Origin of the sequence: Streptomyces sp. NPDC008086, from assembly GCF_042957325.1 — a bacterium.
Lineage (GTDB): Bacteria > Actinomycetota > Actinomycetes > Streptomycetales > Streptomycetaceae > Streptomyces.
Genome location: NZ_JBIBIA010000008.1, coordinates 36,110 through 61,235, shown reverse-complemented (window position 1 = coordinate 61,235; position 25,126 = coordinate 36,110). Strand labels below are relative to the sequence as shown.

Annotated in this window: 23 protein-coding genes; 10 read left to right on the top strand and 13 right to left on the bottom strand. The window is 70.2% G+C overall.

Going from position 1 to position 25,126, the window contains the following annotated elements; translation table 11 throughout:
• Positions 1 to 60 precede the first annotated feature (60 nt).
• Positions 61 to 681 (bottom strand): heme-copper oxidase subunit III, encoded by a 621-nt coding sequence (locus ACFZBP_RS27710; protein ID WP_217209454.1) that lies wholly within the window; start codon positions 679 to 681, stop codon positions 61 to 63.
• 145 nt (positions 682 to 826) lie between these two features.
• Here ACFZBP_RS27710 and ACFZBP_RS27705 point away from each other — a divergent pair, with 145 nt between their 5' ends.
• Positions 827 to 1,228, top strand: coding sequence for a hypothetical protein (locus ACFZBP_RS27705; protein WP_391417009.1), 402 nt, complete (start codon positions 827 to 829; stop codon positions 1,226 to 1,228).
• A 79-nt stretch (positions 1,229 to 1,307) separates the two neighbouring features.
• Here the strand turns inward: ACFZBP_RS27705 and ACFZBP_RS27700 are convergent, their stop codons facing one another.
• The 4 genes from ACFZBP_RS27700 to coxB form a co-directional block, all read right to left on the bottom strand.
• Positions 1,308 to 2,570, bottom strand: a complete 1,263-nt coding sequence (locus ACFZBP_RS27700) for an Ig-like domain-containing protein (protein ID WP_391417006.1) — start codon at positions 2,568 to 2,570, stop codon at positions 1,308 to 1,310.
• Positions 2,571 to 2,700: 130 nt separating this feature from the next.
• On the bottom strand, positions 2,701 to 3,099 hold the full coding sequence (locus ACFZBP_RS27695; RefSeq protein ID WP_383444388.1) for a cytochrome c oxidase subunit 4: 399 nt from the start codon (positions 3,097 to 3,099) through the stop codon (positions 2,701 to 2,703).
• Complete coding sequence (gene ctaD, locus ACFZBP_RS27690; protein ID WP_383444385.1) at positions 3,096 to 4,832, bottom strand: cytochrome c oxidase subunit I; 1,737 nt, start codon at positions 4,830 to 4,832, stop codon at positions 3,096 to 3,098. The genes ACFZBP_RS27695 and ctaD overlap by 4 nt, the downstream gene beginning before the upstream one ends.
• Complete coding sequence (coxB, locus tag ACFZBP_RS27685) at positions 4,829 to 5,794, bottom strand: cytochrome c oxidase subunit II (RefSeq protein ID WP_383444381.1); 966 nt, start codon at positions 5,792 to 5,794, stop codon at positions 4,829 to 4,831. The genes ctaD and coxB overlap by 4 nt, the downstream gene beginning before the upstream one ends.
• A 287-nt stretch (positions 5,795 to 6,081) precedes the next feature.
• Here coxB and ACFZBP_RS27680 point away from each other — a divergent pair, with 287 nt between their 5' ends.
• Complete coding sequence (locus ACFZBP_RS27680) at positions 6,082 to 7,458, top strand: aminotransferase class V-fold PLP-dependent enzyme (protein WP_391417002.1); 1,377 nt, start codon at positions 6,082 to 6,084, stop codon at positions 7,456 to 7,458.
• Positions 7,459 to 7,568: 110 nt separating this feature from the next.
• On the opposite strand, the gene ACFZBP_RS27675 is transcribed toward ACFZBP_RS27680, so the two are convergent.
• The gene (locus ACFZBP_RS27675; protein WP_383444374.1) at positions 7,569 to 8,543 is read right to left on the bottom strand and encodes a carbohydrate kinase family protein; all 975 of its coding nucleotides are present in this window, start codon (positions 8,541 to 8,543) and stop codon (positions 7,569 to 7,571) included.
• Between the two features lie 131 nt (positions 8,544 to 8,674).
• On the opposite strand from ACFZBP_RS27675, the gene ACFZBP_RS27670 reads away from it, so the two are divergent.
• Together ACFZBP_RS27670 and ACFZBP_RS27665 are read left to right on the top strand one after the other, a co-directional pair.
• Positions 8,675 to 8,884, top strand: a complete 210-nt coding sequence (locus ACFZBP_RS27670) for a hypothetical protein (RefSeq protein WP_383444371.1) — start codon at positions 8,675 to 8,677, stop codon at positions 8,882 to 8,884.
• 154 nt (positions 8,885 to 9,038) lie between these two features.
• Positions 9,039 to 10,850: a hypothetical protein gene (locus ACFZBP_RS27665; RefSeq protein ID WP_391416999.1), complete on the top strand. Its 1,812-nt coding sequence runs from the start codon at positions 9,039 to 9,041 to the stop codon at positions 10,848 to 10,850.
• 94 nt (positions 10,851 to 10,944) lie between these two features.
• Here the strand turns inward: ACFZBP_RS27665 and ACFZBP_RS27660 are convergent, their stop codons facing one another.
• Positions 10,945 to 11,301, bottom strand: a complete 357-nt coding sequence (locus ACFZBP_RS27660) for an iron-sulfur cluster assembly accessory protein (RefSeq protein ID WP_030951236.1) — start codon at positions 11,299 to 11,301, stop codon at positions 10,945 to 10,947.
• A gap of 329 nt (positions 11,302 to 11,630) precedes the next feature.
• On the opposite strand from ACFZBP_RS27660, the gene nadA reads away from it, so the two are divergent.
• Positions 11,631 to 12,815 carry a quinolinate synthase NadA gene (nadA, locus tag ACFZBP_RS27655; RefSeq protein WP_217209465.1) on the top strand — a complete coding sequence of 395 codons (1,185 nt, stop codon included), beginning with the start codon at positions 11,631 to 11,633 and terminating at the stop codon, positions 12,813 to 12,815.
• Between the two features lie 111 nt (positions 12,816 to 12,926).
• Here nadA and ACFZBP_RS27650 read toward each other — a convergent pair whose 3' ends face one another.
• Entirely contained in the window at positions 12,927 to 13,667 is a 741-nt protein-coding gene (locus ACFZBP_RS27650) for a methyltransferase domain-containing protein (RefSeq protein ID WP_391416996.1), read from the bottom strand.
• 281 nt (positions 13,668 to 13,948) lie between these two features.
• Here ACFZBP_RS27650 and ACFZBP_RS27645 point away from each other — a divergent pair, with 281 nt between their 5' ends.
• Both ACFZBP_RS27645 and ACFZBP_RS27640 read left to right on the top strand, forming a co-directional pair.
• Positions 13,949 to 14,371, top strand: a complete 423-nt coding sequence (locus ACFZBP_RS27645) for a YciI family protein (protein ID WP_391416994.1) — start codon at positions 13,949 to 13,951, stop codon at positions 14,369 to 14,371.
• Positions 14,364 to 15,509 carry a DUF6596 domain-containing protein gene (locus tag ACFZBP_RS27640; RefSeq protein ID WP_391416992.1) on the top strand — a complete coding sequence of 382 codons (1,146 nt, stop codon included), beginning with the start codon at positions 14,364 to 14,366 and terminating at the stop codon, positions 15,507 to 15,509. The genes ACFZBP_RS27645 and ACFZBP_RS27640 overlap by 8 nt, the downstream gene beginning before the upstream one ends.
• A 122-nt stretch (positions 15,510 to 15,631) precedes the next feature.
• Here ACFZBP_RS27640 and ACFZBP_RS27635 read toward each other — a convergent pair whose 3' ends face one another.
• The 5 genes from ACFZBP_RS27635 to ACFZBP_RS27615 all read right to left on the bottom strand — a co-directional run bounded on the left by ACFZBP_RS27635 (position 15,632) and on the right by ACFZBP_RS27615 (position 22,268).
• Positions 15,632 to 18,814, bottom strand: a complete 3,183-nt coding sequence (locus tag ACFZBP_RS27635; RefSeq protein WP_391416990.1) for an efflux RND transporter permease subunit — start codon at positions 18,812 to 18,814, stop codon at positions 15,632 to 15,634.
• A 178-nt stretch (positions 18,815 to 18,992) separates the two neighbouring features.
• The gene (locus ACFZBP_RS27630; RefSeq protein WP_383444355.1) at positions 18,993 to 19,673 is read right to left on the bottom strand and encodes a response regulator; all 681 of its coding nucleotides are present in this window, start codon (positions 19,671 to 19,673) and stop codon (positions 18,993 to 18,995) included.
• Between the two features lie 57 nt (positions 19,674 to 19,730).
• The gene (locus ACFZBP_RS27625) at positions 19,731 to 20,963 is read right to left on the bottom strand and encodes a histidine kinase (RefSeq protein WP_391416987.1); all 1,233 of its coding nucleotides are present in this window, start codon (positions 20,961 to 20,963) and stop codon (positions 19,731 to 19,733) included.
• A gap of 178 nt (positions 20,964 to 21,141) precedes the next feature.
• Positions 21,142 to 21,420, bottom strand: a complete 279-nt coding sequence (locus ACFZBP_RS27620; protein WP_383445672.1) for a hypothetical protein — start codon at positions 21,418 to 21,420, stop codon at positions 21,142 to 21,144.
• 41 nt (positions 21,421 to 21,461) lie between these two features.
• The gene (locus ACFZBP_RS27615) at positions 21,462 to 22,268 is read right to left on the bottom strand and encodes a PspA/IM30 family protein (protein ID WP_383445669.1); all 807 of its coding nucleotides are present in this window, start codon (positions 22,266 to 22,268) and stop codon (positions 21,462 to 21,464) included.
• Positions 22,269 to 22,549: 281 nt separating this feature from the next.
• Between ACFZBP_RS27615 and ACFZBP_RS27610 the strand changes: the two genes are divergently transcribed.
• The 3 genes from ACFZBP_RS27610 to ACFZBP_RS27600 all read left to right on the top strand — a co-directional run bounded on the left by ACFZBP_RS27610 (position 22,550) and on the right by ACFZBP_RS27600 (position 25,126).
• Positions 22,550 to 23,188 (top strand): DUF3043 domain-containing protein, encoded by a 639-nt coding sequence (locus ACFZBP_RS27610; RefSeq protein ID WP_383445666.1) that lies wholly within the window; start codon positions 22,550 to 22,552, stop codon positions 23,186 to 23,188.
• Positions 23,189 to 23,271: 83 nt separating this feature from the next.
• Entirely contained in the window at positions 23,272 to 23,973 is a 702-nt protein-coding gene (locus tag ACFZBP_RS27605; protein ID WP_383444349.1) for a class I SAM-dependent methyltransferase, read from the top strand.
• Between the two features lie 76 nt (positions 23,974 to 24,049).
• Positions 24,050 to 25,126 carry a trypsin-like peptidase domain-containing protein gene (locus tag ACFZBP_RS27600; RefSeq protein WP_391416984.1) on the top strand — a complete coding sequence of 359 codons (1,077 nt, stop codon included), beginning with the start codon at positions 24,050 to 24,052 and terminating at the stop codon, positions 25,124 to 25,126.

Here is a 25,126-nt window from a genome sequence, read left to right as displayed (position 1 = left end):
ATCTTCTGCGTCGATGCTTCGGTATGTGCGTTTGTGGAACGCGCGCGGGATCGGGCCCGGCTACTTGATCATGTAGATCGTGGCGAAGAGGCCGATCCAGACGACATCGACGAAGTGCCAGTAGTAGGACACGACGATCGCGGCGGTCGCCTGCTCGTGCGTGAACCTCTTCGCCGCGTAGGTGCGGCCGAGGACCAGCAGGAAGGCGATGAGACCGCCCGTCACGTGCAGGCCGTGGAAACCGGTGGTCAGGTAGAAGACCGAGCCGTACGGGTCGGACGAGAGCGAGAGGCCCTCGTGCTTGACCAGCTCGGTGTACTCGTACACCTGACCGCCGATGAAGATCGCGCCCATGATGAAGGTGACGATGAACCAGCCCCGGAGCTTCTTCACGTCACCGCGCTCGGCGGCGAACACGCCGAGCTGGCAGGTGAGGGAGGAGAGCACCAGGATCGTGGTGTTCGTCGCCGAGAACGGGAAGTTCAGGGCCTCGGCCTTCTCGTGCCAGAAATCGGGCCCCGTCACCGATCGCAGGGTGAAGTACATCGCGAAGAGGGCCGCGAAGAACATCAGCTCGGAACTCAACCAGATGATGGTTCCGACGCTGGTGAGGTTCGGTCGGTTGACCGACGGGTGCGCGTGACCCTTGTCTACTGTCGTTGCTGTCGCCACGACCGACATTATGTCGGTCGCTTATCCCGCCCTCACTCCGGGGGGTGCCGTTCGGAGTGTCTTCCCCGTTCATACCGGTGTTGACGTGGTGTTCAAGGGAGTAGCATCCGGCCCAACGGGCCTGTCCTTACGACGCTGACGTCACGGAGGAACAATGCAGCCGACCGCCACGGTGCTGGTCTACAGCGACGACTCCAACACCCGCGAGCAGGTGCGGTTGGCCACCGGGCGCCGTCCCGCTCCGGACGTGCCTGTGGTGCGGTTCGTGGAGTGCGCGACGCCGACCGCCGTCATCAAGGAGCTGGACAAGGGGGGCATCGACGTCTGTGTGCTGGACGGCGAGGCGGTGCCCATGGGGGGCATGGGGGTCTGCCGGCAGATCAAGGACGAGGTGTTCAACTGCCCGCCGGTGCTGCTGCTGATCGGGCGGCCGCAGGATGCGTGGCTGGCGACGTGGAGTCGGGCCGAGGCGGCCGTGACCTTGCCGGTGGAGCCGGTGGAGTTCGCGGGGGCGTTGGCCTCTTTGCTGCGGACGAAGAACCTCGCGAGCGCCTAAGAGCTCGGCTGGTTGAGGTTCGTGGGCGACTGCGGGGCCGCTGTGGCTGGTCGCGCAGTTCCCCGCGCCCCTGGGTGGGTCAGGCCGCCCTCGGCCTGAGACGTGCGGCTTCTTCAGGACCGGGTCCTTCGGGCGTGCCGCCCACCAGGGCGCTGCCGTTGCGCCAGTTCTTCCACTCGAGGTTCCAGTCGCCGAAGCCGTTGCCGAACGGTTCCATCGTGTTGCCGTACGAGTTGATGACCTTGACGATGTCGCCCTCGCGGATGTTCTCGAAGAACCAGGCGGCGTTGGCGGTGCTCATGCCGGTGCAGCCGTGGCTGACGTTGGCGTAGCCCTGGGAGCCGACGGACCAGGGGGCGGCGTGGACGTATTCGCCGCTCCAGGTCACGCGGGTGGCGTAGTAGACGGGTAGGTCGTACGAGTCCGCTGAGCCCTCGGCTATGCCGATGCTCGTGCCGCGCATGCGTACGAAGTACTCCTTGCCCAGTACGACCTTGACGCCGTTGCGGGTCTCGAAGCCGGGCTTGCCGGTCGTGACGGGGATCGAGCGGACCTCCTCGCCGTTGCGGTAGAGGGTCAGCTGGTGGGTCGCGGCGTCGGTGACGGCGATGACCTGGTCGCCGATGGTGATGCGCAGGGGCTTGGCCTTGCCGCCCCAGAGGCGGTCGCTGATCTTGATGCCGTCGAGGTTGCTGCGGGCCTGGATGGTGGCGCCGGCGGGCCAGTAGTCCTGGGGACGGTAGTGGAGTTCCTTGTCGCTCACCCAGTGCCAGGTGCCCTCGACGGAGGGGGTGGACTCGACCTTGAGGGCCCGCTCGACCGTCGCGCGCTGGTTCCTGTCCTTGACGGGCTGGCTCAGTTCGGCCGTGACGGGCTGGCCCACGCCGTAGGTGCCCGCCTTGGGGCCGAAGGTCACCGTCAGGTGCTTCTTACTGGTCGGCTTGCTGGTGTCGAAGGTGAGGACCTTGCGGCCGGGGGCGCCGTCCTCGTCCTCGGTGCTCACGCGGACCGTGTAGCGGGCGTTGGCGGCGAGCGGGGAGGTGCTGTGCCAGCGGGTGCCGTCGGCGGAGAGTTCGCCCGCGACGTAGCGTCCTGCGGCGTCCCTGGCGGTGACGTCCGTGATACGGCCGTCGGAGTCCTCCGCGGTGATCTCCAGGGGCTTGTCGGGGTCGGCCTTCCTGCCGTCGCCCGTGGGGCCGTTGAAGGCGATCTGGTCGGCCGCGTCGTAGGGCTCGGCGGACAGCGGGTTGCCGTCGCTGCTGCATCCGGCTGCGCCGGCGCCTATCGCTATCAGCAGCAGCGAGCAGCCTATGACGGCGCTCTTGCGCGGTATTTCGCTCATGGCCTCACGCTAGGAAGCCGCGTCTCCCACGGCGCGCCGGATAGGGCGTACGGGTGACGGCCGTTGCTGCAAAAGAGGGAGCCCGGACACTCCTGGCGGAGTGTCCGGGCCCCTGTGAGCTCAGCTCGTGTTACTGGGTGCGGTTCTCACCGCGGTAGTACTCGAAGACCCAGCCCCAGAGGCCGACCAGCAGCAGCGGGAACGAGAAGTACAGCAGCCACCAGCCGACCGCGATGGCCAGGAAGGCGAGTGCGCCACCGATCGCGAGGGAGAGCGGCTGCCAGCTGTGCGGGCTGAAGAACCCGACCTCGCCGGCGTCGTCCGCGACGTCCGCTTCCTTGTTGTCCTGCGCGCCCGTGTCGACCCGCCGGGCGGTGAAGCCCAGGTAGAAGCCGATCATGATGGACAGACCGAAGGCCAGGAAAAGCGCCGTGGTGCCGGCCGGCTCCTTCGACCACACGCCATAGACGACCGCCATGGCGAGGATGAAGACGCTCAGCCAGATGAACATCTTGCCCTGGATCTTCACTTGCCGGCCTCCTTGCCACCAGCGAGGGCCTTCTCACCGTGAGGGGCGTTCTCGAGCTGGTCGAGGGCGGCGATCTCAGGGTGGTGCAGGTCGAACGCCGGGGATTCGGAACGGATCCGCGGCAGGGTGAGGAAGTTGTGCCGCGGCGGCGGGCAGGACGTGGCCCACTCCAGCGAGCGGCCGTAGCCCCACGGGTCGTCGACCTCGATCTTCTTGCCGTACTTGGCGGTCTTCCACACGTTGTAGAAGAACGGCAGGATCGAGGCGCCGAGCACGAACGAGCTGATCGTCGAGATCGTGTTCAGGGCGGTGAAGCCGTCGGCCGCGAGGTAGTCCGCGTAACGCCGCGGCATGCCCTCCGCGCCCAGCCAGTGCTGGACCAGGAAGGTGCCGTGGAAGCCGATGAACAGCGTCCAGAACGTGATCTTGCCGAGGCGCTCGTCGAGCATCTTGCCGGTCATCTTCGGCCACCAGAAGTGGAAGCCGGAGAACATCGCGAAGACGACGGTTCCGAAGACGACGTAGTGGAAGTGGGCCACCACGAAGTACGAGTCGGACACGTGGAAGTCCATCGGCGGCGAGGCGAGGATGACACCGGTCAGACCACCGAAGGTGAAGGTGATCAGGAAGCCGGTCGCCCAGAGCATCGGTGTCTCGAAGGACAACGAGCCCTTCCACATCGTTCCGATCCAGTTGAAGAACTTCACGCCGGTCGGTACGGCGATGAGGAACGTCATGAAGGAGAAGAACGGTAGGAGGACGCCTCCGGTGACGTACATGTGGTGCGCCCACACCGTCACGGACAGGCCCGCGATCGCGATGGTCGCCGCGATCAGACCCATGTAGCCGAACATCGGCTTACGGGAGAAGACCGGGATGACCTCACTGATGATGCCGAAGAACGGCAACGCGATGATGTACACCTCTGGATGGCCGAAGAACCAGAAGAGGTGTTGCCACAGCAAGGCTCCGCCGTTGGCCGAGTCGAAGACATGGGCGCCGAACTTGCGGTCCGCCTCCAGCGCGAAGAGCGCCGCCGCGAGGACGGGGAAGGCGAGCAGGACCAGGACCGCGGTCAGCAGCACGTTCCACACGAAGATCGGCATGCGGAACATGGTCATGCCGGGCGCGCGCATGCAGATGATCGTGGTGATGAAGTTGACCGAGCCGAGGATGGTGCCGAAGCCGGAGAAGGCCAGACCCATGATCCACATGTCGGCGCCGATGCCCGGGCTGCGGACGGCGTCCGACAGCGGGCTGTAGGCGAACCAGCCGAAGTCGGCCGCGCCGTTCGGGGTGAGGAAGCCACCGACCGCAATGAGCGAGCCGAACAGGTAGAGCCAGTAGGCGAACATGTTCAGCCGGGGGAACGCCACGTCGGGCGCGCCGATCTGCAGCGGCATGATCCAGTTCGCGAAGCCGGCGAACAGCGGCGTCGCGAACATCAGCAGCATGATCGTGCCGTGCATCGTGAACGCCTGGTTGAACTGCTCGTTCGACATGATCTGCAGACCGGGCCGGGCGAGCTCGGCGCGCATGAGCAGCGCCATCACGCCGCCGATCACGAAGAACGCGAACGACGTGACGAGGTACAGCGTTCCGATCGTCTTGTGGTCGGTGGTGGTGAGCCACTTGACCACGACGTTGCCGGGTTGCCGGCGCCGGACCGGCAGCTCGTTCTCGTACGAGTCCTCAGCTGCCGCGGCACCCTGGGGTTCGTTGAGGATGCTCACAGGTTTGTCGTCTCCCGGTTCTTCTCGTGGCTCGTCTGCGCGATGCCGGCGGGAACGTAACCGGTCTGCCCCTTCTTCGCGAGGTCCTTGAGGTGCTGCTCGTAGCGCTCGGGGGAGACGACCTTCACGTTGAACAGCATCCGGGAGTGGTCGACGCCGCACAGCTCGGCGCACTTGCCCAGGAAGGTGCCCTCCTTGTTGGGGGTCACCTCGAAGGCGTTGGTGTGGCCCGGGATGACGTCCTGCTTCATCAGGAACGGCACCACCCAGAAGGAGTGGATGACGTCACGCGAGGTGAGGACGAAGCGGACCGTCTTGCCCTTGGGCAGCCACAGGGTGGGGCCCGGGTTGCCCGTCTGCGGGTTCCGCGTGCCCGGGGTGCCGGCGTCGTAGACGCCGCCGGCGTTCGCCGGGAAGTCCTCCTTGAAGCGGTCCGGGATCGCGGCCAGTTCCTTGGCCGTCTTCGCGTCGCCGCTGGAACCGTCGACGGGCTCGACGTAGTTGAAGGCCCAGCTCCACTGGTAGCCGACGACGTTGATGGTGACGTCGGGCTTGTCCTTGAGGCTGAGGAGCTTCGACTCGTCCCGGGCCGTGAAGTAGAAGAGGACCGAGACGATGATGAGCGGGACCACCGTGTACAGCGCCTCGATGGGCATGTTGTACCGGGTCTGCGGGGGAACCTCGACCTTGGTGCGGCTGCGCCGGTGGAACATGGCGCTCCACAGGATCAGACCCCACACGAGCACGCCGACGGCGAGCGCAGCCGCCCAGGAACCCTGCCACAGGGAGAGGATCCGCGGAGCCTCTTCCGTGGTCGGGGTGGGCATACCAAGGCGGGGGAAGTCTTCCCAGTTGTACGAGCAACCGGTGGCTGTCGCCAGGACCAGGCCCGCGGTCATGCCTTGCAGCAGCTTCCGCCGCATCGGGCGCCGCGGCGAGCGGTCGGAGCCGTTGGGACTCACGTAGCGCCTTCCCGAGAGTCTCGCCCGCGCGGATCGGCTGCGGCCTGGCCTTCTCGCTGGTCGGTCGCGGCCCTGCGTCGGGCAGGGGTTTGGATGTTTATGCGGACCAAACCCTAGCCGACGCCCTCCGGGGGTTCGCGGGGAGGGGGGCCTAGTGGGGTGGGGGGTTCGCTGGATTGGCGGCTGCGGGTTGTTCGTGGCTGGTCGCGCCCCGCGGCGGAGCCCCTGATGTCACTGCCCCGCGCCCCTTTGCGGCGTTGCATTGACCGGGCGTTTAGCGTTGCCTTGTGGGCTACTTCGACGCTGCTTCCAGTGCTCCTCTCCATCCTGTTGCTCGGCAGGCGCTACAGGCCTCGCTCGATGAAGGGTGGGCTGATCCAGCACGTCTGTATCGAGAAGGCCGCAGGGCCCGGTTGCTGCTGGACGCGGCGCGGGAAGCTGCCGCGGAGGCCGTGGGGTGCCGGCCGGACGAGCTGGTCTTCACGCCGTCCGGCACTCGGGCTGTCCACACCGGCATCGCCGGGGTATTGGCGGGGCGGCGGCGGGTCGGGCGTCACCTGATGGTGTCTGCCGTCGAACATTCCTCTGTGCTCCATGCGGCTGACGCGCACGAGGCCGGGGGCGGGGCGGTCACGCAGGTTCCGGTGGACCGGGCGGGGGCCGTGAGCGTGCAGGGCTTCACGGATGCCCTCCGGGCCGACACCGCGCTCGCCTGTCTGCAGTCGGCCAACCACGAGGTGGGGACCGAGCAGCCGGTGGCCGAAGTGGCCGGGGTGTGCCGGGAGGCCGGGGTGCCGTTGCTGGTGGACGCGGCGCAGTCGCTGGGGTGGGGGCGGGTCGAGGGTGACTGGTCGGTGCTGACCGGGAGTGCACACAAATGGGGTGGGCCGTCTGGCGTCGGCCTGCTGGTCGTACGCAAGGGCGTGCGGTTCGCGGCGCAAGGGCCAGCGGACGAGCGGGAGTCGGGGCGAGCACCCGGGTTCGAGAACATCCCGGCGATCGTGGCGGCGGCGGCCTCGCTGCGGGCCGTGCGGGCGGAGGCGGCCCAAGAGGCGGTACGGCTGCGGGAGCTGACGGAGCGGATCCGGGTCCAGGTGCCGGGGCTGGTGCCCGACGTGGAGGTGGTCGGCGATCCGGAGCACCGGCTCCCCGGGATCGTCACCTTCTCCTGTCTCTATGTCGACGGGGAGACATTGCTGCACGAGCTGGACCGCGCCGGTTTCTCCGTCTCCTCCGGTTCGTCCTGCACCAGCAGCACGCTGACGCCCAGCCATGTGCTGCGGGCGATGGGGGTGCTGAGTGAGGGGAATGTGCGGGTCTCGTTGCCGTTCGGGACGGCCGCGCAGGACGTGGAGCGGTTCCTGGAGGTGCTGCCGGGGGCGGTGGCCGGGGTCCGGGAGAAGCTGGGCGCGCCGGCCGCCGAGACGGTCGTACGCGACGACGTCCTGGTCGTGGACTCCCTCGGCAAGCTGTGCCCGATCCCCGTCATCGAACTCGCCAAGGTCATCGGGGAGGTGCCGGTGGGGGGCTTGGTACGGGTACTGGCCGATGACGAGGCGGCCCGGCTCGACATCCCGGCGTGGTGCGAGATGCGGGGGCAGGAGTACGTAGGGGAGGAACCGGCGGAACGAGGAACGGCGTATGTGATCCGCCGGGCGAGCTGAACGCCCCTTCCAGGGGGGCGGGGGACTGCACGACCAGCCCCCATGCACCCGCACCCGCACCCGGCTACGCGCCCGCCGAGGCGGACGCGTAGTCGCACTCGCACCCGGCCTCAGCCGAGGTGCTTACGGACCTCCTCGGCGGCAGCGTCCCCGTACGCCTTCGTGAACCGCTCCATGAAGTGCCCCCGCCGCAGCTGATACTCCTGCGTACCCACCGTCTCGATGACGAGCGTCGCGAGCATGCACCCGACCTGCGCGGCCCGCTCCAGCGAAACCCCCCACGCCAGCCCCGAGAGGAACCCGGCGCGGAAGGCGTCGCCGACGCCCGTCGGGTCGGCCTTGCGCTCCTCCTCGGGGCAGCCGACCTCGATCGGGTCGTGCCCGTCCCGCTCGATGCGGACGCCGCGCGAGCCGAGGGTCGTGACGCGGTGGCCGACCTTGGCGAGGATCTCCTCGTCCGTCCAGCCGGTCTTGGACTCGATGAGGCCCTTCTCGTACTCGTTGGAGAAGAGGTACGTCGCGCCGTCCAGCAGTATCCGGATCTCGTCGCCGTCCATGCGGGCGATCTGCTGGGAGAAGTCGGCGGCGAAGGGGATCTGGCGGGCGCGGCACTCCTCGGTGTGGCGGAGCATGCCCTCGGGGTCGTCGGCGCCGATCAGGACCAGGTCGAGGCCGCCGACGCGGTCCGCGACGGTCTTCAGCTCGATCAGGCGGGCCTCGCTCATCGCACCGGTGTAGAAGGAGCCGATCTGGTTGTGGTCGGCGTCGGTGGTGCAGACGAAACGGGCGGTGTGCAGGGTCTCGGAGATACGGACCGAGCCGGTGTCGACGCCGTGCCGGTCCAGCCAGGCCCGGTACTCGTCGAAGTCGGAGCCCGCGGCGCCGACCAGGATCGGCTTCGTGCCCAGCTGGCCCATGCCGAAGGCGATGTTCGCGCCGACTCCGCCCCGGCGGACGTCCAGGTTGTCGACCAGGAAGGAGAGCGAGACCGTGTGCAGCTGGTCCGCGACGAGCTGGTCGGCGAAGCGGCCGGGGAAGGTCATGAGGTGGTCGGTGGCGATGGAGCCGGTGACTGCGATGCGCACGGCGGGAGGTCTCCTGCGGGGAGGCGGAATTGACAGTCCACGCTACCGTTCGTGACCGGCACTCTGAAGTGGCCAAAACTACCCGATAGTAGATCTTTCTTCGCGGGCTCCGGCGTGTCTACGGTGCGGCTATGACGAAATTCGAGGTCCGCGCCCCCGCTCCGGCCGACCCGGAGGTCGACCTGGCGTCACTGCTGGGTGACTGCGCGCGGATGGCTCCTCACTGGGCCGCTCCCGATCGTGTCCTTTCCCGTCCCGTCTCCCCCTCACGCATCCACGGGGTGACCGTGCCGCCCAGGTCCGCGCGGCTGGTGGACGCGATGTCGGACTACGGCGACTGAGCCGACTGCGCCGTTCGGGGAACCGCGCGCTCCCCCGCTGCGTCCCATCGGCGTCCCCCGTAAAGGGGATGCGGGATACGACCCGACGGACCGACTCTTTTGACAGGGTCGGGTCAGGGTCCTGGGACATGTGCGCAGCCGAAGGAGCGATGCGGTGAACACCGAGCGACCCGAGAACGACGACACGGGCGCCGACGGCTCCGCCGAGGAGCAGGTCGCCGGGCAGGAGAAGGGCGCGGAGGCCACCGAGGCCGCCGAGGCCGCTGGTACCGAGGCTTCGGGCGGCGGTGCCAAGGACGTCACGGCCGTACCCGACGCCGAGGTCACGGCCGAGGACGACGCCGAGGACGACGCCGAGGTCGGGCCCCAGGACGACGCCCAGGCCACGGCCGGTGGCGGGCACGGCGCCGAGGTCGGTCGTGCCGAGGGGGCACATCCGGACGGCGGTGCTCCTGAGGTCGGCGGCGCCGAACACCCCGATGTCTCCGACGCGCCCCGGCGCCGCTCCCCCGCGGTCATCGCCTCCGTCGCCGCCGCCGTACTGCTAGTCGGGGGCGGTGGTGCGTATCTCGCCGCGAGTACGTCCGGTGGGTCGGACGGTGGTACGGCGTCCGGGGCGGCCGACGGCGGGTCTCCGCCGCCGCTGCGCCTCGACGGCTACAGCGAGCCCGGTACGGGCGGCACGGGCGGTATCGCGCCCGGGGAGCCCAACCCGTACGGCGTCACCTACAAGGCCGACGGAGAGCTGTCGGACGGGCCCGGGTCGGCGCCCGTGTACCGGGCGGGCGGTGAGGTCGGCGCGGCCGAGGTGGCCCGGCTGGCCGAGGCGCTCGGGGTGGACGGGAAGCCGGTCGCGCAGGGGGAGACCTGGCGGGTCGGGGCCACGGACGGGGCGGGGCCCGGCCTTCAGGTGAACAGGCAGGCGCCGGGGACCTGGACGTTCTCCCGCTACTCCCCCGGCACCGACAACTGCGAGAGCACCACCGTCTGCCGGCAGGACCCGGCCGGTCCGACCGACGACCCGGTGAGCGAGGCCGCCGCGAGGAAGGCCGCCGCGCCGGTGCTCAAGGCGGTGGGCCAGGACGACGCGAAGCTCGACGCGAGCCAGCTCATGGGCGCCCAGCGGGTGGTGAACGCGAATCCCGTGGTGGGCGGACTGCCCACGTACGGCTGGACCACCGGGGTGACCGTGAGCGCCCAGGGCGAGGTGGTCGGCGGCAGCGGCCAGTTGAAGGCGCCGGTGAAGGGGGACACGTACCCCGTGCTGGACGCCGAGAAGACGCTCGGACTGCTGAACGCGGCGCCGGGGACCGGCCACCGTATGGGCATCGGCGGCTGTGCCAGTCCCGTGCCGCTGAAGGACCGGCTCGAGGCGCCCTGTGGTGCGCAGGCGTCGACGGGGGCGCCGGCGAAGGACACCCTGACGGTCGAGAAGGCGGTGTTCGGGCTGGCCGCGCACCAGGTGGAGGCGCGGCAGGCGCTGGTGCCGTCGTGGCTGTTCGAGGTGCGGTCGCCGGGGGCTCAGGACAGTTTCACGGTGACGTATCCGGCGATCGACCCGGAGTTCCTGGTGTCGTCGGCGCCGTCCGAGGAGCCGTCGGGACCGGTCTCCCCGCGGCCGAGCGGGCCGAAGGACGAGCCGAGTTCGTCGCCGATCGTCCGGAACGTGGGGGCGGACGGCTACACGGCCGACGGCAAGGAGCTGACCGTGGCCTTCACGGGCGGGGTGTGCGCCGACTACAAGGTGACGGCGAGCGAGAGCGCCGACGAGGTGACGGTCCGGGTGACGGAGACGTCGCAGTCGGGTGAGGTGTGCATCCAGATCGCCAAGGTGTTCCACAAGACCGTGCGGCTGGACGAGCCGCTCGGGGACCGGAAGGTCGTGGGCACGGACGGCCAGGCGGTCCCGTTGGAGAAGCCCGGGGCGCGGCTCCCGGCGACACCGCAGACGTCCGGGGCCCGGTAAAGGGTCCGCGGACACAGGAAGGCGGCGGCCCCGTCGGAGGGGGTCGCCGCCTTTCCGCGTGTCAGCGGGCCGGCACAGTGCTCGGCCGGGCCGCCTAGCTGAAGGAGTCGCCGCAGGCGCAGGAGCCCGTCGCGTTCGGGTTGTCGATCGTGAAGCCCTGCTTCTCGATCGTGTCCACGAAGTCGATGGACGCGCCGCCCAGGTAGGGGGCGCTCATGCGGTCGGTGACGACCTTGACCCCGCCGAAGTCCTTGACGACGTCGCCGTCGAGCGAGCGCTCGTCGAAGAAGAGCTGGTAGCGCAGGCCGGAGCAGCCACCGGGCTGAACGGCGACACGCAGCGCGAGGTCGTCGCGGCCTTCCTGGTCGAGCAGGGCCTTGACCTTGGCCGCGGCGGCGTCACTCAGGATGATGCCGTCGGTGGCGGTGCTGGTCTCGTCCGATACGGACATCTACATCTCTCCCGGGTTGTACGGAGACTGCTTGCCGACGTGTGCAACCGGCGGGGCCGCGGATTCATTCCAGGGCCGGGCGCTTGTCTTTCCGTCTTTCTTCATGCTCGCACACGGCGCACGAAGCGGAAAACGCCTCTTTGGGGAATACGCGGACCCGTCACCGGGATTCACGTCACATCGACATGATGGCCATCGTCAAACTGACGTGAACCGGTTATGATAGATAGCGTCAAATCGACGAGAAGGTCGATGAAGGTGTCCCGCTTGACCCGCCGGGCCCGGATCCTCCGGTCCCGGCGAGCCGCAGAACAGAAAGGGTGCGTGTCGTGACCACCGCCCAGACCCAGGAGCTCGACGTACAGCCGACGCCCCTCGCCCTGCTGCTCCTCGGCCGTGAGGCCGACCCGAGGAGCGAGCGCGGCGTCGAGTGTCCCGGCGACCTTCCCTCGCCGTCCGACCCGGACCTGGTCGAGCGCGCCCGCGCGGCCAAGGAGAAGCTCGGGAACAAGGTCTTCGTGCTCGGCCACCACTACCAGCGCGACGAGGTCATCCAGTTCGCGGATGTGACCGGTGACTCGTTCAAGCTGGCCCGGGACGCGGCCGCCCGCCCGGAGGCCGAGTACATCGTGTTCTGCGGCGTGCACTTCATGGCCGAGTCGGCGGACATCCTGACGTCCGACGACCAGAAGGTCGTCCTGCCCGACCTCGCCGCCGGCTGCTCGATGGCCGACATGGCGACGGCCGAGCAGGTCGCCGAATGCTGGGACGTGCTGACCGAGGCCGGCATAGCCGAGCAGGTCGTGCCGGTGTCGTACATGAACTCGTCCGCGGACATCAAGGCGTTCACGGGCAAGCACGGCGGCACGATCTGCACCTCCTCCAACGCCAAGCGCGCGCTTGACTGGGCGTTCGAGCAGGGCGAGAAGGTGCTCTTCCTGCCCGACCAGCACCTCGGCCGCAACACCGCCGTCCGGGACATGGGCATGTCCCTGGAGGACTGCGTCGTCTACAACCCGCACAAGCCGAACGGCGGGCTGACGGCGGACGAGCTGCGCGCCGCGAAGATGATCCTGTGGCGCGGCCACTGCTCGGTGCACGGCCGCTTCAGCCTGGACTCGGTGAACGACGTCCGCGAGCGCATCCCGGGCGTGAACGTCCTGGTGCACCCCGAGTGCAAGCACGAGGTCGTGGCGGCGGCGGACTACGTCGGTTCGACCGAGTACATCATCAAGGCCCTGGAGGCCGCCCCGGCCGGCTCCAAGTGGGCCATCGGGACCGAGCTGAACCTCGTACGGCGTCTGGCGAACCGTTTCGCGCCCGAGGGCAAGGAGATCGTCTTCCTCGACAAGACGGTCTGCTTCTGCTCGACCATGAACCGCATCGACCTCCCCCACCTGGTCTGGACCCTGGAGTCGCTGGCCGAGGGCAACCTGGTCAACCGGATCGAGGTCGACAAGGAGACGGAGGCGTTCGCGAAGCTGGCCCTGGAGCGGATGCTGGCGCTGCCGTAGCCGGGCCGGAAGCGGACGACCGAGCGCCGTACGCATGAGGGCGGGGCCCGGCCATCGCGGTCGGGCTCCGCCCTTGTCCGTTGGTCGGGTCCCGCCCTTGTCCGTTCCCCCTCAGGCGCGGCAGCGCAGCATCTCCAGCGGGGGCTCGGCGAGGAAGTCGGTCCAGAAGTCCGCGCCGAACTCGCGCACACCGGCCTCGGACACCTCCAGGGGCACCCAGGTCAGCTCGCTGAAGCCGGCCGCCCGCAGAGACGCTTCGTAGAGTTCGCGGCTCGGCACGGCGCCGATGATCGAGATCGGCGGGTCGAGCAGCGCCGTGACCCGGAAGCGCGGCCCGGTCTCGATCTTCTCGCCGGTCGGCTCGCAGAGGAAGCCGTACTTGGCCAGGTCCTGCCCGCCGCCGGGGTAGTCCGGTGACTGGGCGAGCACGAAGAACTCGCCGCCGGGCACCAGACCGCGGTGCACGTTGCGGCACATCGCCTCCAGCTCGGCGATGGTCTGCGCGTAGTTGAGCAGCTGCACCCCGAGGGCGATGTCGAAGCGGCGGTCGAGCGGGCGCAGTTCGGCCACGTCGCCCACCTCGTAGCGCACGCCCAGCGGGTCGCCCTCCTCCAACCGCTGTGCGGCGGCGACCATTTCGCCGGAGATGTCGACGCCGAGCACCTCCGTGGCGCCGCGTCGCTTGAACTCCCTGCTGTAGAACCCGGTGCCGCACGCCAGGTCGAGAACCGACTTCCCGCGCACGTCCCCGACCAGGTCCAGAAAGCTGGGCACCTCTCCGTACCGCGTCAACGGCAGGGACTTGAAGCCCTCGAACGCCTCACCGATCTCGTCGTACTGCTGCACGCCCATCGTGGTGTCCTCCCCTGTGCTTCGTCGTCACGTCCAGGGGCCGCGACCGTCCCGTCCCGGGACCCGCCGCGGCCTGTGACGGGAAGTCTTCCGGCGGGCAGGCACAAGGCCGTACTGGCGGAAGACACAAAGATCCGCAGGCCGGTCCGTCGGACTGTTCGCCGGGCTCGATGTGCGGTGCGCCGAAAAAACTTCCGGCACGATGTCGAGAAGCCGTCATCGGCTCCGTCCCCGTGGTGAACGCGACCAGAATGGGTCGCACAGCATCGAGGAGAGAGACCATGGCGAAGTACCTGCTGCTCAAGCACTACCGTGGCGCCCCGGCTGCCGTGAACGACGTGCCGATGGACCAGTGGACGCCGGAGGAGATCTCGGCGCACGTGCAGTACATGAACGACTTCGCGGCCCGGCTGGAGAAGACCGGTGAGTTCGTCGACGGCCAGGCGCTGGCGCCCGAGGGGGCGTGGGTCCGGTACGACGGTGAGGGGCGGCCGCCGGTCACCGACGGGCCGTTCGCCGAGACCAAGGACCTCATCGCCGGCTGGATGGTGATCGACGTCGACAGCTACGACCGGGCCGTCGAGCTCGCCGGGGAGCTGTCGGCCGCCCCGGGCGCGGGCGGGAAGCCGATCCACGAGTGGCTGGAGGTGCGGCCGTTCCTGGGCGCGCCGCCCAGGAACCCGGAGTGCCTCTTCCATGGATGAGGCACTGCTGCGCAGCCTCACCCCGGGCGTGCTCACGATCCTCGTCCGCCGCGGAGCCGACTTCGCGGCGGCCGAGGACGCCGTGCAGGACGCGCTGGTCGAGGCCGTGCGGGTGTGGCCGGCCGATCCGCCGCGGGACGCCAAGGGCTGGCTGGTCACCGTGGCCTGGCGCAAGTTCCTCGACCAGGCCCGGGCGGACAGCGCCCGCCGCCGGCGCGAGGACCTGGTCGACGAGGAGCCGGCCCCCGGGCCCACGCCCGACGTGGACGACACGCTCCAGCTCTACTTCCTGTGCGCGCACCCGTCGCTGACCCCTTCGTCCGCGGTCGCGCTCACGCTGCGTGCCGTCGGCGGGCTCACCACCCGGCAGATCGCCCAGGCCTACCTGGTGCCCGAGGCGACCATGGCGCAGCGCATCAGCCGGGCCAAGCGCACCGTGTCCGGCATACGGTTCGACCAGCCCGGCGACGTCGCCACCGTGCTGCGCGTGCTCTACCTGGTCTTCAACGAGGGCTACTCCGGGGATGTCGACCTCGCCGCCGAGGCCATCCGGCTCACCCGGCAGCTCGCGGCCGCGATCGACCACCCCGAGGTGGCGGGGCTGCTCGCCCTGATGCTGCTGCACCACGCCCGGCGCGCCTCCCGGACCGCGCCCGACGGCAGCCTGGTGCCGCTCGCCGAGCAGGACCGCGGCCGGTGGGACACCGCGTCGATCGCCGAGGGCGTCCGGATCCTCCAGGCGGCCCTCGCCCGGGACCGGCTGGGCGAGTTCCAGGCCCAGGCCGCCATCGCGGCCCTGCACGCCGACGCGCTCACCGCCGAGGAGACCGACTGGGTGCAGATCGTCGAGTGGTACGACGAGCTCGCGCGCCTCACCGACAGCCCGGTCGTCCGGCTCAACCAGGCGGTGGCCGTGGGTGAGGCCGACGGACCGCGCGCCGGGCTGGCCGCGCTCGCGGCGCTGGACGACTCGCTGCCCCGGTACAGTGCGGCGGCCGCGTACCTCCACGAACGCGACGGCGACCTGCCGAAGGCCGCACGGCTCTACGCCGAGGCGGCCCGGAAGGCGTCCGACCTCGCCGAACGGGACTACCTGACCCGTCAGGCCGCCCGGCTCAACGCCCGCCTGCGCGGCTGAAACAGCGGGACGCGCGCACCCCGGAAAACGGCTCGGCCCGTCCCAGGACTTCTCCTGGAACGGGCCGAGCCGCTTGTCTCACGAGGCGTGGAACTCAGGTTTCCGAGCCGTCTGGCCGGGCCTCAGACCCCGGCCGGTTCCGGCTCGTCCGACGCCGAACCCGAGCCCGGCCCCGTGGCCGAACCCGAACCTGACGTCTGCTCGTCCGGGGCGCCCGCCTTCCTCGCCCTCTTCGCCGCCCGCTTCTTCGCCCGGCGCTCCTTGCGCAGCTCCACCATCGCGTACAGCGTCGGGACGAGGAGCAGGGTCAGCAGGGTCGAGGTGATCAGGCCGCCGATGACGACCACGGCCAGCGGCTGGGCGATGAAGCCGCCCTCGCCGGTGACGCCCAGGGCCATGGGCAGCAGAGCGAAGATCGTCGCCAGCGCGGTCATCAGGATGGGCCGCAGCCGGTGCCGGCCACCCTCGATCACCGCCTCCACGACGCCGTAGCCCTGCCGCCTGTACTGGTTGATCAGGTCGATCAGCACGATCGCGTTGGTCACCACGATGCCGATCAGCATCAGCATGCCGATCATCGCGGGGACGCCCATCGGGGTGCCGGTCGCCACCAGGAGGCCGATCGCGCCGGTCGCCGCGAACGGGATCGACACGAGCAGGATCAGCGGCTGGACCAGCGAGCGGAAGGTCGCCACCAGCAGCATGAACACGATGGCGATGGCCGCCAGCATCGCCAGGCCCAGGTTGGCGAACGCCTCGTCCTGGTCCTCGGAGACTCCGCCGATCGAGGCCGTCGCGCCCGCCGGGAGCGTCAGCTCGTTGATCTTGGCCTGGAGGTCCGTGCTGACCGCACCGGTGTTGTCACCGGTCGGCTTCGCCGTGATCGTGGCGGCGCGCTGGCCGTCGATGCGGGTCATCGAGACCGGCCCGTCCACCAGCTTCACCTCGGCGATGTCGCCCAGCTTCACCGGGCCCAGCGACAGCTCCCGCAGCTGCTTCAGCGTCGTCGCCGGCTTGGCGGACCTGATGACGACGTCCCGCTCGGTGTCGTCGAGGGTCGCCTGGGCCGCGGTGTTGCCCCGGACCGCCTGGCCGACCGCCATCCCGAGGGTCTGGTCGTTGAACCCGGCCGCGGCCGCCTTGTCGTTGGCCTTGACCGAGATGCGCGGCACGCTCTGCGCCAGGTCGCTGGTCACGTCCGTGACGTCGTCCAGGCCGGCCACCGCCTCGCGGACCTGCTCGGCCGCCTTGCGCAGCACGTCCCCGTCGGCCGCCTTGACGACGACGCTCAGGTCCTGGGCGCCGAAGCCGTCACCGGCCGCGATGGTGGTCGTACCGACGCCGTCGAGCTTCTTCAGGCCCGCCTCGATACGGTCCTGGACGTCCTCGTACGACGCCGAGTCCTCCAGCATCACCTGGTACGACGCCTGGTTGGTGTCGGTGCCGCCGCCGAAGGCGGCCATGAAGCCGGACGAGCCGATGGTGACCTGGTAGTCCTTGACGCCCTCGGTGCCGGCGAGCAGCTTCTCGACCTTCGTCGCCTGCTCGTCGGTGGCGGAGAGGCTGGTGCCCGGCTTCAACTCCTGCTTGACGGTGAGGACTTCCTGCTCGCCCTGGTCGAAGAAGTTCGTCTTCAGCAGCGGCGCCATGCCGAACGTGCCGATCAGGACGACGATCGCGAGCAGCACGCTGGTGAGCCGGCGCCGGGTCGCGAACCGCAGGGCGGGGACGTAGAGGCGCTGGAGCCTGCTCCTCGCCTCCTTCTCCTCGGCCTTGCGGCGGGCCTCGTCGGCGTCGGCCGGGGTGCCCTTCGGGGCGCGCAGGAACCAGTACGACAGCACCGGGACGACCGTCAGCGAGACCAGCAGCGACGCCAGCAGGGCCGCCGTCACGGTCAGGCTGAAGGAGCCGAACAGCTCACCCACCATGCCGCCGACCAGGCCGATCGGCAGGAAAACGGCCACCGTGGTGAGGGTGGAGGAGGTGACCGCCCCGGCGACCTCGCGGACCGCCTTGAGGATGGCCTCCTCGCGCTCCTCGCCGTAGCCGAGGTGCCGTTTGATGTTCTCCAGGACCACGATCGAGTCGTCGACGACCCGGCCGATGGCGATGGTCAGTGCGCCGAGGGTCAGCATGTTCAGCGAGAGGTCCCTGGTCCACAGCACGATCAGGGCCAGGACCACCGACAGCGGGATGGAGACCGCGGTCACCAGCGTCGAGCGGATCGACGCCAGGAAGACCAGGATGATCAGGACCGCGAAGAGCAGACCGAGGGCGCCCTCCGTGGTCAGTCCGTCGATGGACTTCTTGACCGCCGGGCCCTGGTCGCTGACGACCGTGACCGTGGCGCCCGTACCGAGGTCCCCCCGCATCTCCGGCAGCTTGTCCCGCACCGCGTCGGAGATCGCGACCGCGCTGCCGTCGCGGTCCATGGTCACGGCGACGGCGAGGGACGGCTTGCCGTTGGTGCGTGTGATGGAGTCGGCCGGGGCCTGCTCCTGCTCGACGGCGGCGACGTCACCGAGGCGGACCGGCTTCTTCCGGTCGGCGGAGGCGGAGGTGCCCTGGCCGGTGACCATGAGGTCCTCGATCTGCTGGATCGAGGTGAAGCCGCCGCCGACCTGGACGGTGCGGTTGTCGCCGCCCTCGTCGAAGGAGCCGGCCGGGACGGTGGCGCCGCCGGCCTGGAGGGCCTGGGACAGGTCCGCCGAGGTCAGGCCGGCTTTCGCCAGCTTCGCGTCGTTCGGGGTCACGGTGACCTGGAGGTCGCGTACGCCGTCGACGGTGACCTGCCCGACGCCGTCGATGTCCTTCAGGTCCGGCACCAGCGTCCGGTCGAGCTGGTCGGCGAGGGCCTGCTGGTCCTGGTCGGAGGTGACGGAGAGGACGACGGTCGGGATGTCGTCCGTGGAACCGGCGATGACCTGCGGGTCGACGTCGTCCGGGAGCTGCACGCGGGCCCGGTTGACGGCCTGCTGGACGTCGGCGACCAGCTTCTGGGTGTCGGGGCCGTAGTCGAAGGACGCCATGATCACGGCGTTGCCCTCGCTCGCGGTGGAGGTGACTCCGGTGATGCCGTCGACGGCTTCGAGGCTGTCCTCGATCGGCTCGACGACCTGCTTCTCGACCACGTCCGGCGCGGCGCCCTGGTACGGCGCGAGCACCGACACCATGGGCAGTTCGATGGAGGGCAGCAGCTGCTGCTTGAGCTGGGGTATCGCGATCGCTCCGAAGGCGATGGCGATGATCGACATCAGGCCTATCAGGGCACGTTGGGCGAGGCTGAATCTCGACAGCCAGGACATGGGTCAGGGTCTCTCTTCTGTGAGCGGCAGAAGTGGGCAGCGGACGTGGCAGGGGCGTCTTGGCGCACAAGTGAGCGCCCGCCCTTACACCCTGAGCCATCGGGGAGCCCGGTTTCGTAGGCCCCAGGTCCATTTCCTTATCCGGCGCCTACTCCGGGCGCAGTACGCCGCTTCGAGGTCACTCCACCCTTGGACGTACCAGCCCAGACTCGTACGCGATCACCACGAGCTGGGCCCGGTCGCGGGCGCCCAGCTTGGACATGGCCCGGTTGACGTGCGTCTTCACGGTCAGTGGGCTGACTGCCAGCCGCTCGGCGATCTCGTCGTTGGAGTGCCCGCCGGCGACCAGGACGAGGACCTCGCGCTCCCGGACGGTGAGGGCGTCGAGTCGCTCGGCGCGGGCCGGGTCACGGTCGTCCGCGCCGTCGCCCTGGGCGAGGAAACGGGCGATCAGGCCCTTGGTGGCGGCCGGGGAGAGCAGGGCCTCGCCGCCTGCCGCGACGCGGATGGCGGCGAGCAGCTCCTCGGGTTCGGAGCCCTTGCCGAGGAAGCCGGAAGCGCCGGCGCGCAGCGACTGCACGACGTAGTCGTCGACCTCGAAGGTGGTCAGGATGACGACGCGGACGTGGGCGAGGGCCGGGTCGGCGCTGATCATGCGGGTGGCGGCGAGGCCGTCGGTGCCGGGCATCCGGATGTCCATCAGGACGACGTCCGCCCGCTTCTCCTTGGCCAGCCGCACCGCCTCCGCGCCGTCGGAGGCCTCGGCGACGACCTCCATGTCGGGCTCGGAGTCGACCAGCACCCGGAACGCGCTGCGCAGCAGGGCCTGGTCGTCGGCGAGCAGGACGCGGATGGTCATGCGGGGTCCTCGTCTGTGGGGGGGCAGGTCAGTGGCGGTGTACCGCGTCTCGGGGTGTCAGACGGCGTCGTCCGCGGCGCGGGTGCGGCTCTTGACCGGCAGGATCGCATGGACGCGGAAGCCGCCTCCGTAGCGGGGGCCGGTGGTGAGGGTGCCGCGCAGGGCGGTGACGCGCTCGCGCATGCCGAGCAGTCCGTGGCCGCCGCCCTCGACGCTCTCGTCGTCGCCGGCTCCGTCGTCGAGGACGGTGATCTCGACGTTCGGGCCCACCCGGACGACGCTGACCTCGGCCTTCGCCTCCGCGCCGGCGTGCTTCTGCACATTGGTGAGGGCTTCCTGGATGACCCGGTAGGCGGCCAGGTCGACGGCGGCGGGGAGCGTGGTGCCCTGGTCGGCGCGGGCGATCTCCACCTGGAGGCCCGCGCTGCGGAACGTGCCGGCGAGTTCGTCGAGGCGGTCGAGGCCGGGGGCGGGTTCGGTGGGGGCCTCGGGGTCGCCGGACTGCCGGAGCAGGCCGACGGTCGCGCGGAGTTCGTTGAGCGCGGAGCGGCTGGCCTCGCGTACGTGGGCCAGGGCCTCCTTGGCCTGGTCGGGGCGCTTGTCCATGACGTGGGAGGCCACGCCGGCCTGGACGTTGACGAGGGCGATGTGGTGGGCGACGACGTCGTGCAGGTCCCGGGCGATCCGCAGGCGCTCCTCGGCGACGCGGCGGCGGGCCTCCTCCTCACGGGTGCGTTCGGCCCGTTCGGCGCGTTCACGGATGGCGGCGACGAAGGCGCGGCGGCTGCGGACCGCGTCGCCCGCGGTGGCGCCGATGCCGGTCCAGGCGAAGATGGCGAGGTTCTCCTGGGCGTACCAGGGCAGGGGGCCGGCGAGCATCGCGGAGCCGGTCAGGACGGTCATGGTGAGCAGACCGACGCGCCAGGTGGTGGGGCGGTCGGTGGTCGAGGCGACGGTGTAGAGGGCGATGACCGCGGACATGGCGACGGGGGCGCGGGGGTCGCCGGTGACGGACTCGACGACGGAGGCGGTGCCGGTGAGGGCGAGGACCGTCATGGGGGCGCGGCGGCGGAAGACGAGGGCCGCGGCGCCGAGGGTGATGAGCAGCAGGCTCAGCGCGTCGGGAGTGCGCAGGGCCCAGGTGACCTCGTTCTTCCCGTGCGGGTCCACGAAGGAGCCGGCGACCATGCAGGCCAGCACGGCGACCGCGAGCGCCGCGTCCAGTGCCAGGGGGTGCGCCTTGAGGTGACGCCGGAGGCGGTTCCCTGCGGGGCTTGGAACGGGGGCCAACTGGGGTTCCTTGTGGTGTGTGCCCGGCATTGGGGTGCGCGTCGACCGGGGGCTGCCGCCCCCGGACCCCGGTGGTCGTTGTGCGGCTGACGGCCGGTGGGGGCTGGTCGCGCCCACGCGGCGGTAGCCGCAGATCGAATACAGCCCCGCGCCCCTTTGGGGCTTCCGCCCCCTCCGGTCAGCCGGGGATCAGGCCGTCGTCGCTCAGCAGCTCCCGGACCTCCTCCAGCGTCGCGTCCGGCGACGGCAGGATCAGTTCCGAGGGCTCCAGGGAGTCGTCGGGCAGGGGGTCGCCCAGTTCCCGGACCTTGGTGAGGAGGGCGGTGAGGGTGCGGCGGAAGCCGGGGCCGTCGCCGTTCTCCATCTCCGTCAGGAGCTCGTCGTCGAGCTTGTTCAGCTCGGGCAGGTGACTGTCGGACAGCTTCACCTGTCCCTCGCCCATGATCCGGACGATCATGTCGCCCATCTCGCCTCCTCGGCGTGGGCCCCGGCCGTCGGCTACTGCTTGTCGAAGCGCGGGGTGTCCTGCGGCTGCTGCTGGGACTGCGACTGGCCGTCGCCGCCCTCGATGGCCTGCTGGCCGCCGGCCGAGCCTCCCCCAGTGCCAATAGCCTGGGAGGTGCCCCCAGCCAGCTCGGCCTTCATGCGCTGCAGTTCCAGCTCTACATCCGTACCACCGGAGAGCCGGTCCAGCTCGGCCTGGATGTCGTCCTTGTGCATGCCGGACTGGTCGTCGAGGGCGCCCGAGGCGAGGAGTTCGTCGATGGCGCCGGCCCGGGCCTGGAGCTGGGCCGTCTTGTCCTCGGCCCGCTGGATCGCCAGGCCGACGTCGCCCATCTCCTCCGAGATGCCGGAGAAGGCCTCGCCGATCCGGGTCTGGGCCTGGGCCGCGGTGTACGTGGCCTTGATCGTCTCCTTCTTGGTGCGGAAGGCGTCGACCTTGGCCTGGAGGCGCTGGGCCGCCAGGGTGAGCTTCTCCTCCTCGCCCTGGAGGGTCGCGTGCTGGGTCTCCAGGTCCGTCACCTGCTGCTGGAGGGCGGCCCGGCGCGAGAGCGCCTCGCGGGCCAGGTCCTCACGGCCCAGCGCGAGCGCCTTGCGGCCCTGGTCCTCCAGCTTGGTGGACTGCGACTGCAGCTGGTTGAGCTGGAGTTCCAGGCGCTTGCGCGAGGTGGCCACGTCGGCGACGCCGCGGCGGACCTTCTGGAGCAGCTCCAGCTGCTTCTGGTACGAGTAATCGAGGGTCTCGCGCGGGTCCTCGGCCCGGTCAAGGGCCTTGTTCGCCTTCGCGCGGAAGATCATCCCCATACGCTTCATGACACCGCTCATGGGCTTCGCGCGCCCCCTTCTGACGTCCAGCTCCAGCTCTGCGACAGAACCCACAGTACGGGCCCTGCATCCATTGACGCACTGTTCGGGGACGGATGCGCTCATCCCCAAGGACGACTGCTGACGGTCCCGCTCCGGCGTAAGGAGTAGGTGACTCCCGGGTGGCTGCCGGGTGACTCCGCGCCGTGAGGACGAACCGTCTGCAACGTCCCCTCTGTCCCCCTACGACGACTGGTGTTGCCGGATCGTTCCCGGCCGGGCTGGGGTCCAACCCCCGGCACCCCGTACCCTTGGGTTTTGTGTTCCGTAGCCGTGCCAAGGAAGAGAAGGCCCAGGACGCCGACAAGGCGCCGGTGACCGACTCCACTCAGACCCGCCACCCCGAGGCCCCCAAGGGCCGCCCCACGCCCAAGCGCAGTGAGGCCCAGACCCAGCGCCGCAGCGTGGCCAACACGCCGACGTCGCGCAAGGAGGCCGCCAAGCGGCAGCGCGACGAGCGCCGGGCCGCGCTGGAGAAGCAGCGCCAGGCGCTGGCCGGGGGCGACGAGCGGTATCTGCCGGCCCGTGACAAGGGTCCGGTCCGCAAGTTCGCGCGTGACTTCATCGACTCGCGCTTCAACATCGCGGAGTTCTTCCTCCCGATGGCCGTGGTCATCCTCGTGCTGAGCATGGTGCAGGTGGCCGCGCTGCAGAACATCGCGCTGCTGCTGTGGCTGGTCGTGATCGTGCTGATCGTGCTCGACTCGGTGGTCACCGGCTTCCGGCTGAAGAAGCGGCTCGCCGAGCGCTTCCCGGACACCAACCGGCGCGGCGCCGTCGCCTACGCGCTGATGCGCTCCCTGCAGATGCGCCGGCTCCGGCTGCCGAAGCCTCAGGTCAAGCGCGGAGAGCGGCCCTGAGCGCTACCGCTTTTTCCGGGGGTGCGGCGGACGCGTGGCTCAGCACATTGGGCGGGCTGCGTGATGTCGTACGGCAGGAGCTGGTGGGCCGCCAGCTCGACGAGCAGATAGCCGGGCGGTTCCCGGTCGGGCAGCGGCTGCGGGTGCTCGACGTGGGGATGGGCCAGGGCACGCAGGCGCTGCGGCTGGCCCGGGCCGGGCATCAGGTGACCGGCGTCGAGCAGGACCCGAAGATGATCGCGACGGCCCGCGAGGAGCTCGCCGGTGAGCCGGAGGGCATCCGGGAGCGGGTGCGCATCGTCCAGGGCGACGGGCGCGACACCGGCGTCCACTTCCTGCCGGGCAGTTTCGACGTCGTGCTGTGCCACGGCGTGCTGATGTACATCGAGGAGCCCGATCCGCTGCTGGCCGGGCTGGCCCGGATGCTCGCGCCGGGCGGCCTGCTGTCGCTGCTGGTACGCAACGGCGACGCGCTCGCCATGCGGCCGGGGCTGTCCGGGGACTGGGCGGGGACGCTGGCCGCCTTCGACACGACCGCCTACCGGAACCGGCTGGGGCTGGACGTACGGGCCGACCGGCTGGCGGACCTGACGGCGACGCTCGCCGGGATCGCGGCGCCGCTGCACGCCTGGTACGGCGTGCGGGTGTTCACCGACACCGCGGCCGACGGGACGGAGATCCCGGCGGACGTGGAGGCGCTGCTGGCGGTCGAGGAGCGGGCCGGGAAGACGGACCCCTATCGCGGGGTGGCGGCCCTGCTGCATCTGTGCGGGGTGCGCGGCTGATCCCGTCCGCCCCCGTTCGATCCCGTTCGGGTGAGCAGGACGGGCCTCGTCCCGGCCCGGCGGTGAGACTCGGGGCATGGATGCTCGCCGTTTCCGTGCCCGGCGCCCGGCCGTCGTCGCCGTCCTCCTCTGCTGTCTCGGCCTGCTCGCCGCCTGTTCCGGTTCCTCGGCGACCCGCGGGAACGAGGACTCGACGCGACAGGCGGCCGTACCGAAGGCGGTCGGCGCGGTCGACGACCTCCAGGACGGCTATCTGCAGGTGATCGAGGACGTCCTGCCGTCGGTCGTGCAGATCCGGGCCAGGAACGACCTGGGGTCGGGCGTGGTCTACGACGGCCAGGGGCACATCGTCACCAACGCGCACGTCGTCGGGGACGAGCGGACGTTCCGGGTGACGACCGCCAACAGCGAGGACGAGCTCACCGCGCGGCTCGTCTCCTCGTACCCGGAGCAGGACCTCGCCGTGATCAAGCTGGACAAGGCGCCGGGCGGGCTGAAGGCCGCGGAGTTCGGGGACTCGTCGAAGGTGGTGGTCGGGCAGATCGTGCTGGCCATGGGTTCGCCGCTCGGGCTGGCCTCCAGCGTGACGCAGGGCATCGTCTCGGCGACCGGACGGACCGTCACCGAGGGCAGCGGCAACGGGGGTACGGGCGCGACCATCGCCAACATGGTGCAGACGTCGGCCGCCATCAACCCCGGCAACAGCGGTGGCGCCCTGGTGAACCTCGACAGCCGGGTCATCGGCATTCCGACCCTGGCCGCCGTCGACCCCGGTCTCGGGGAGGGTGCGGCGCCCGGCATCGGGTTCGCGATCCCGGCGTCGACGGTGAAGTCGATCGCCGACCAGATCATCAAGGACGGCCGGGTCACCGACTCGGGCCGGGCGGCGCTCGGCATCACCGGCCGTACGGTCGTGAACGACGACTACCAGGCGGCGGGCGTGGCCGTCGTCGAGGTACTGGCGGGCGGGGCGGCCGACCGGGCCGGTCTGGAGCGCGGGGACATCATCACCCGGCTGGGGGACGAGGACATCACCACCATCACCTCCCTGGCCGAGGCGCTGGCCGCCGAGCAGCCGGGTGAGCGGACGACGGTGACGTACCGCCGCAACGGCGGTGAGAAGACAGTGGATGTGACGCTGGGTGAGCAGTGA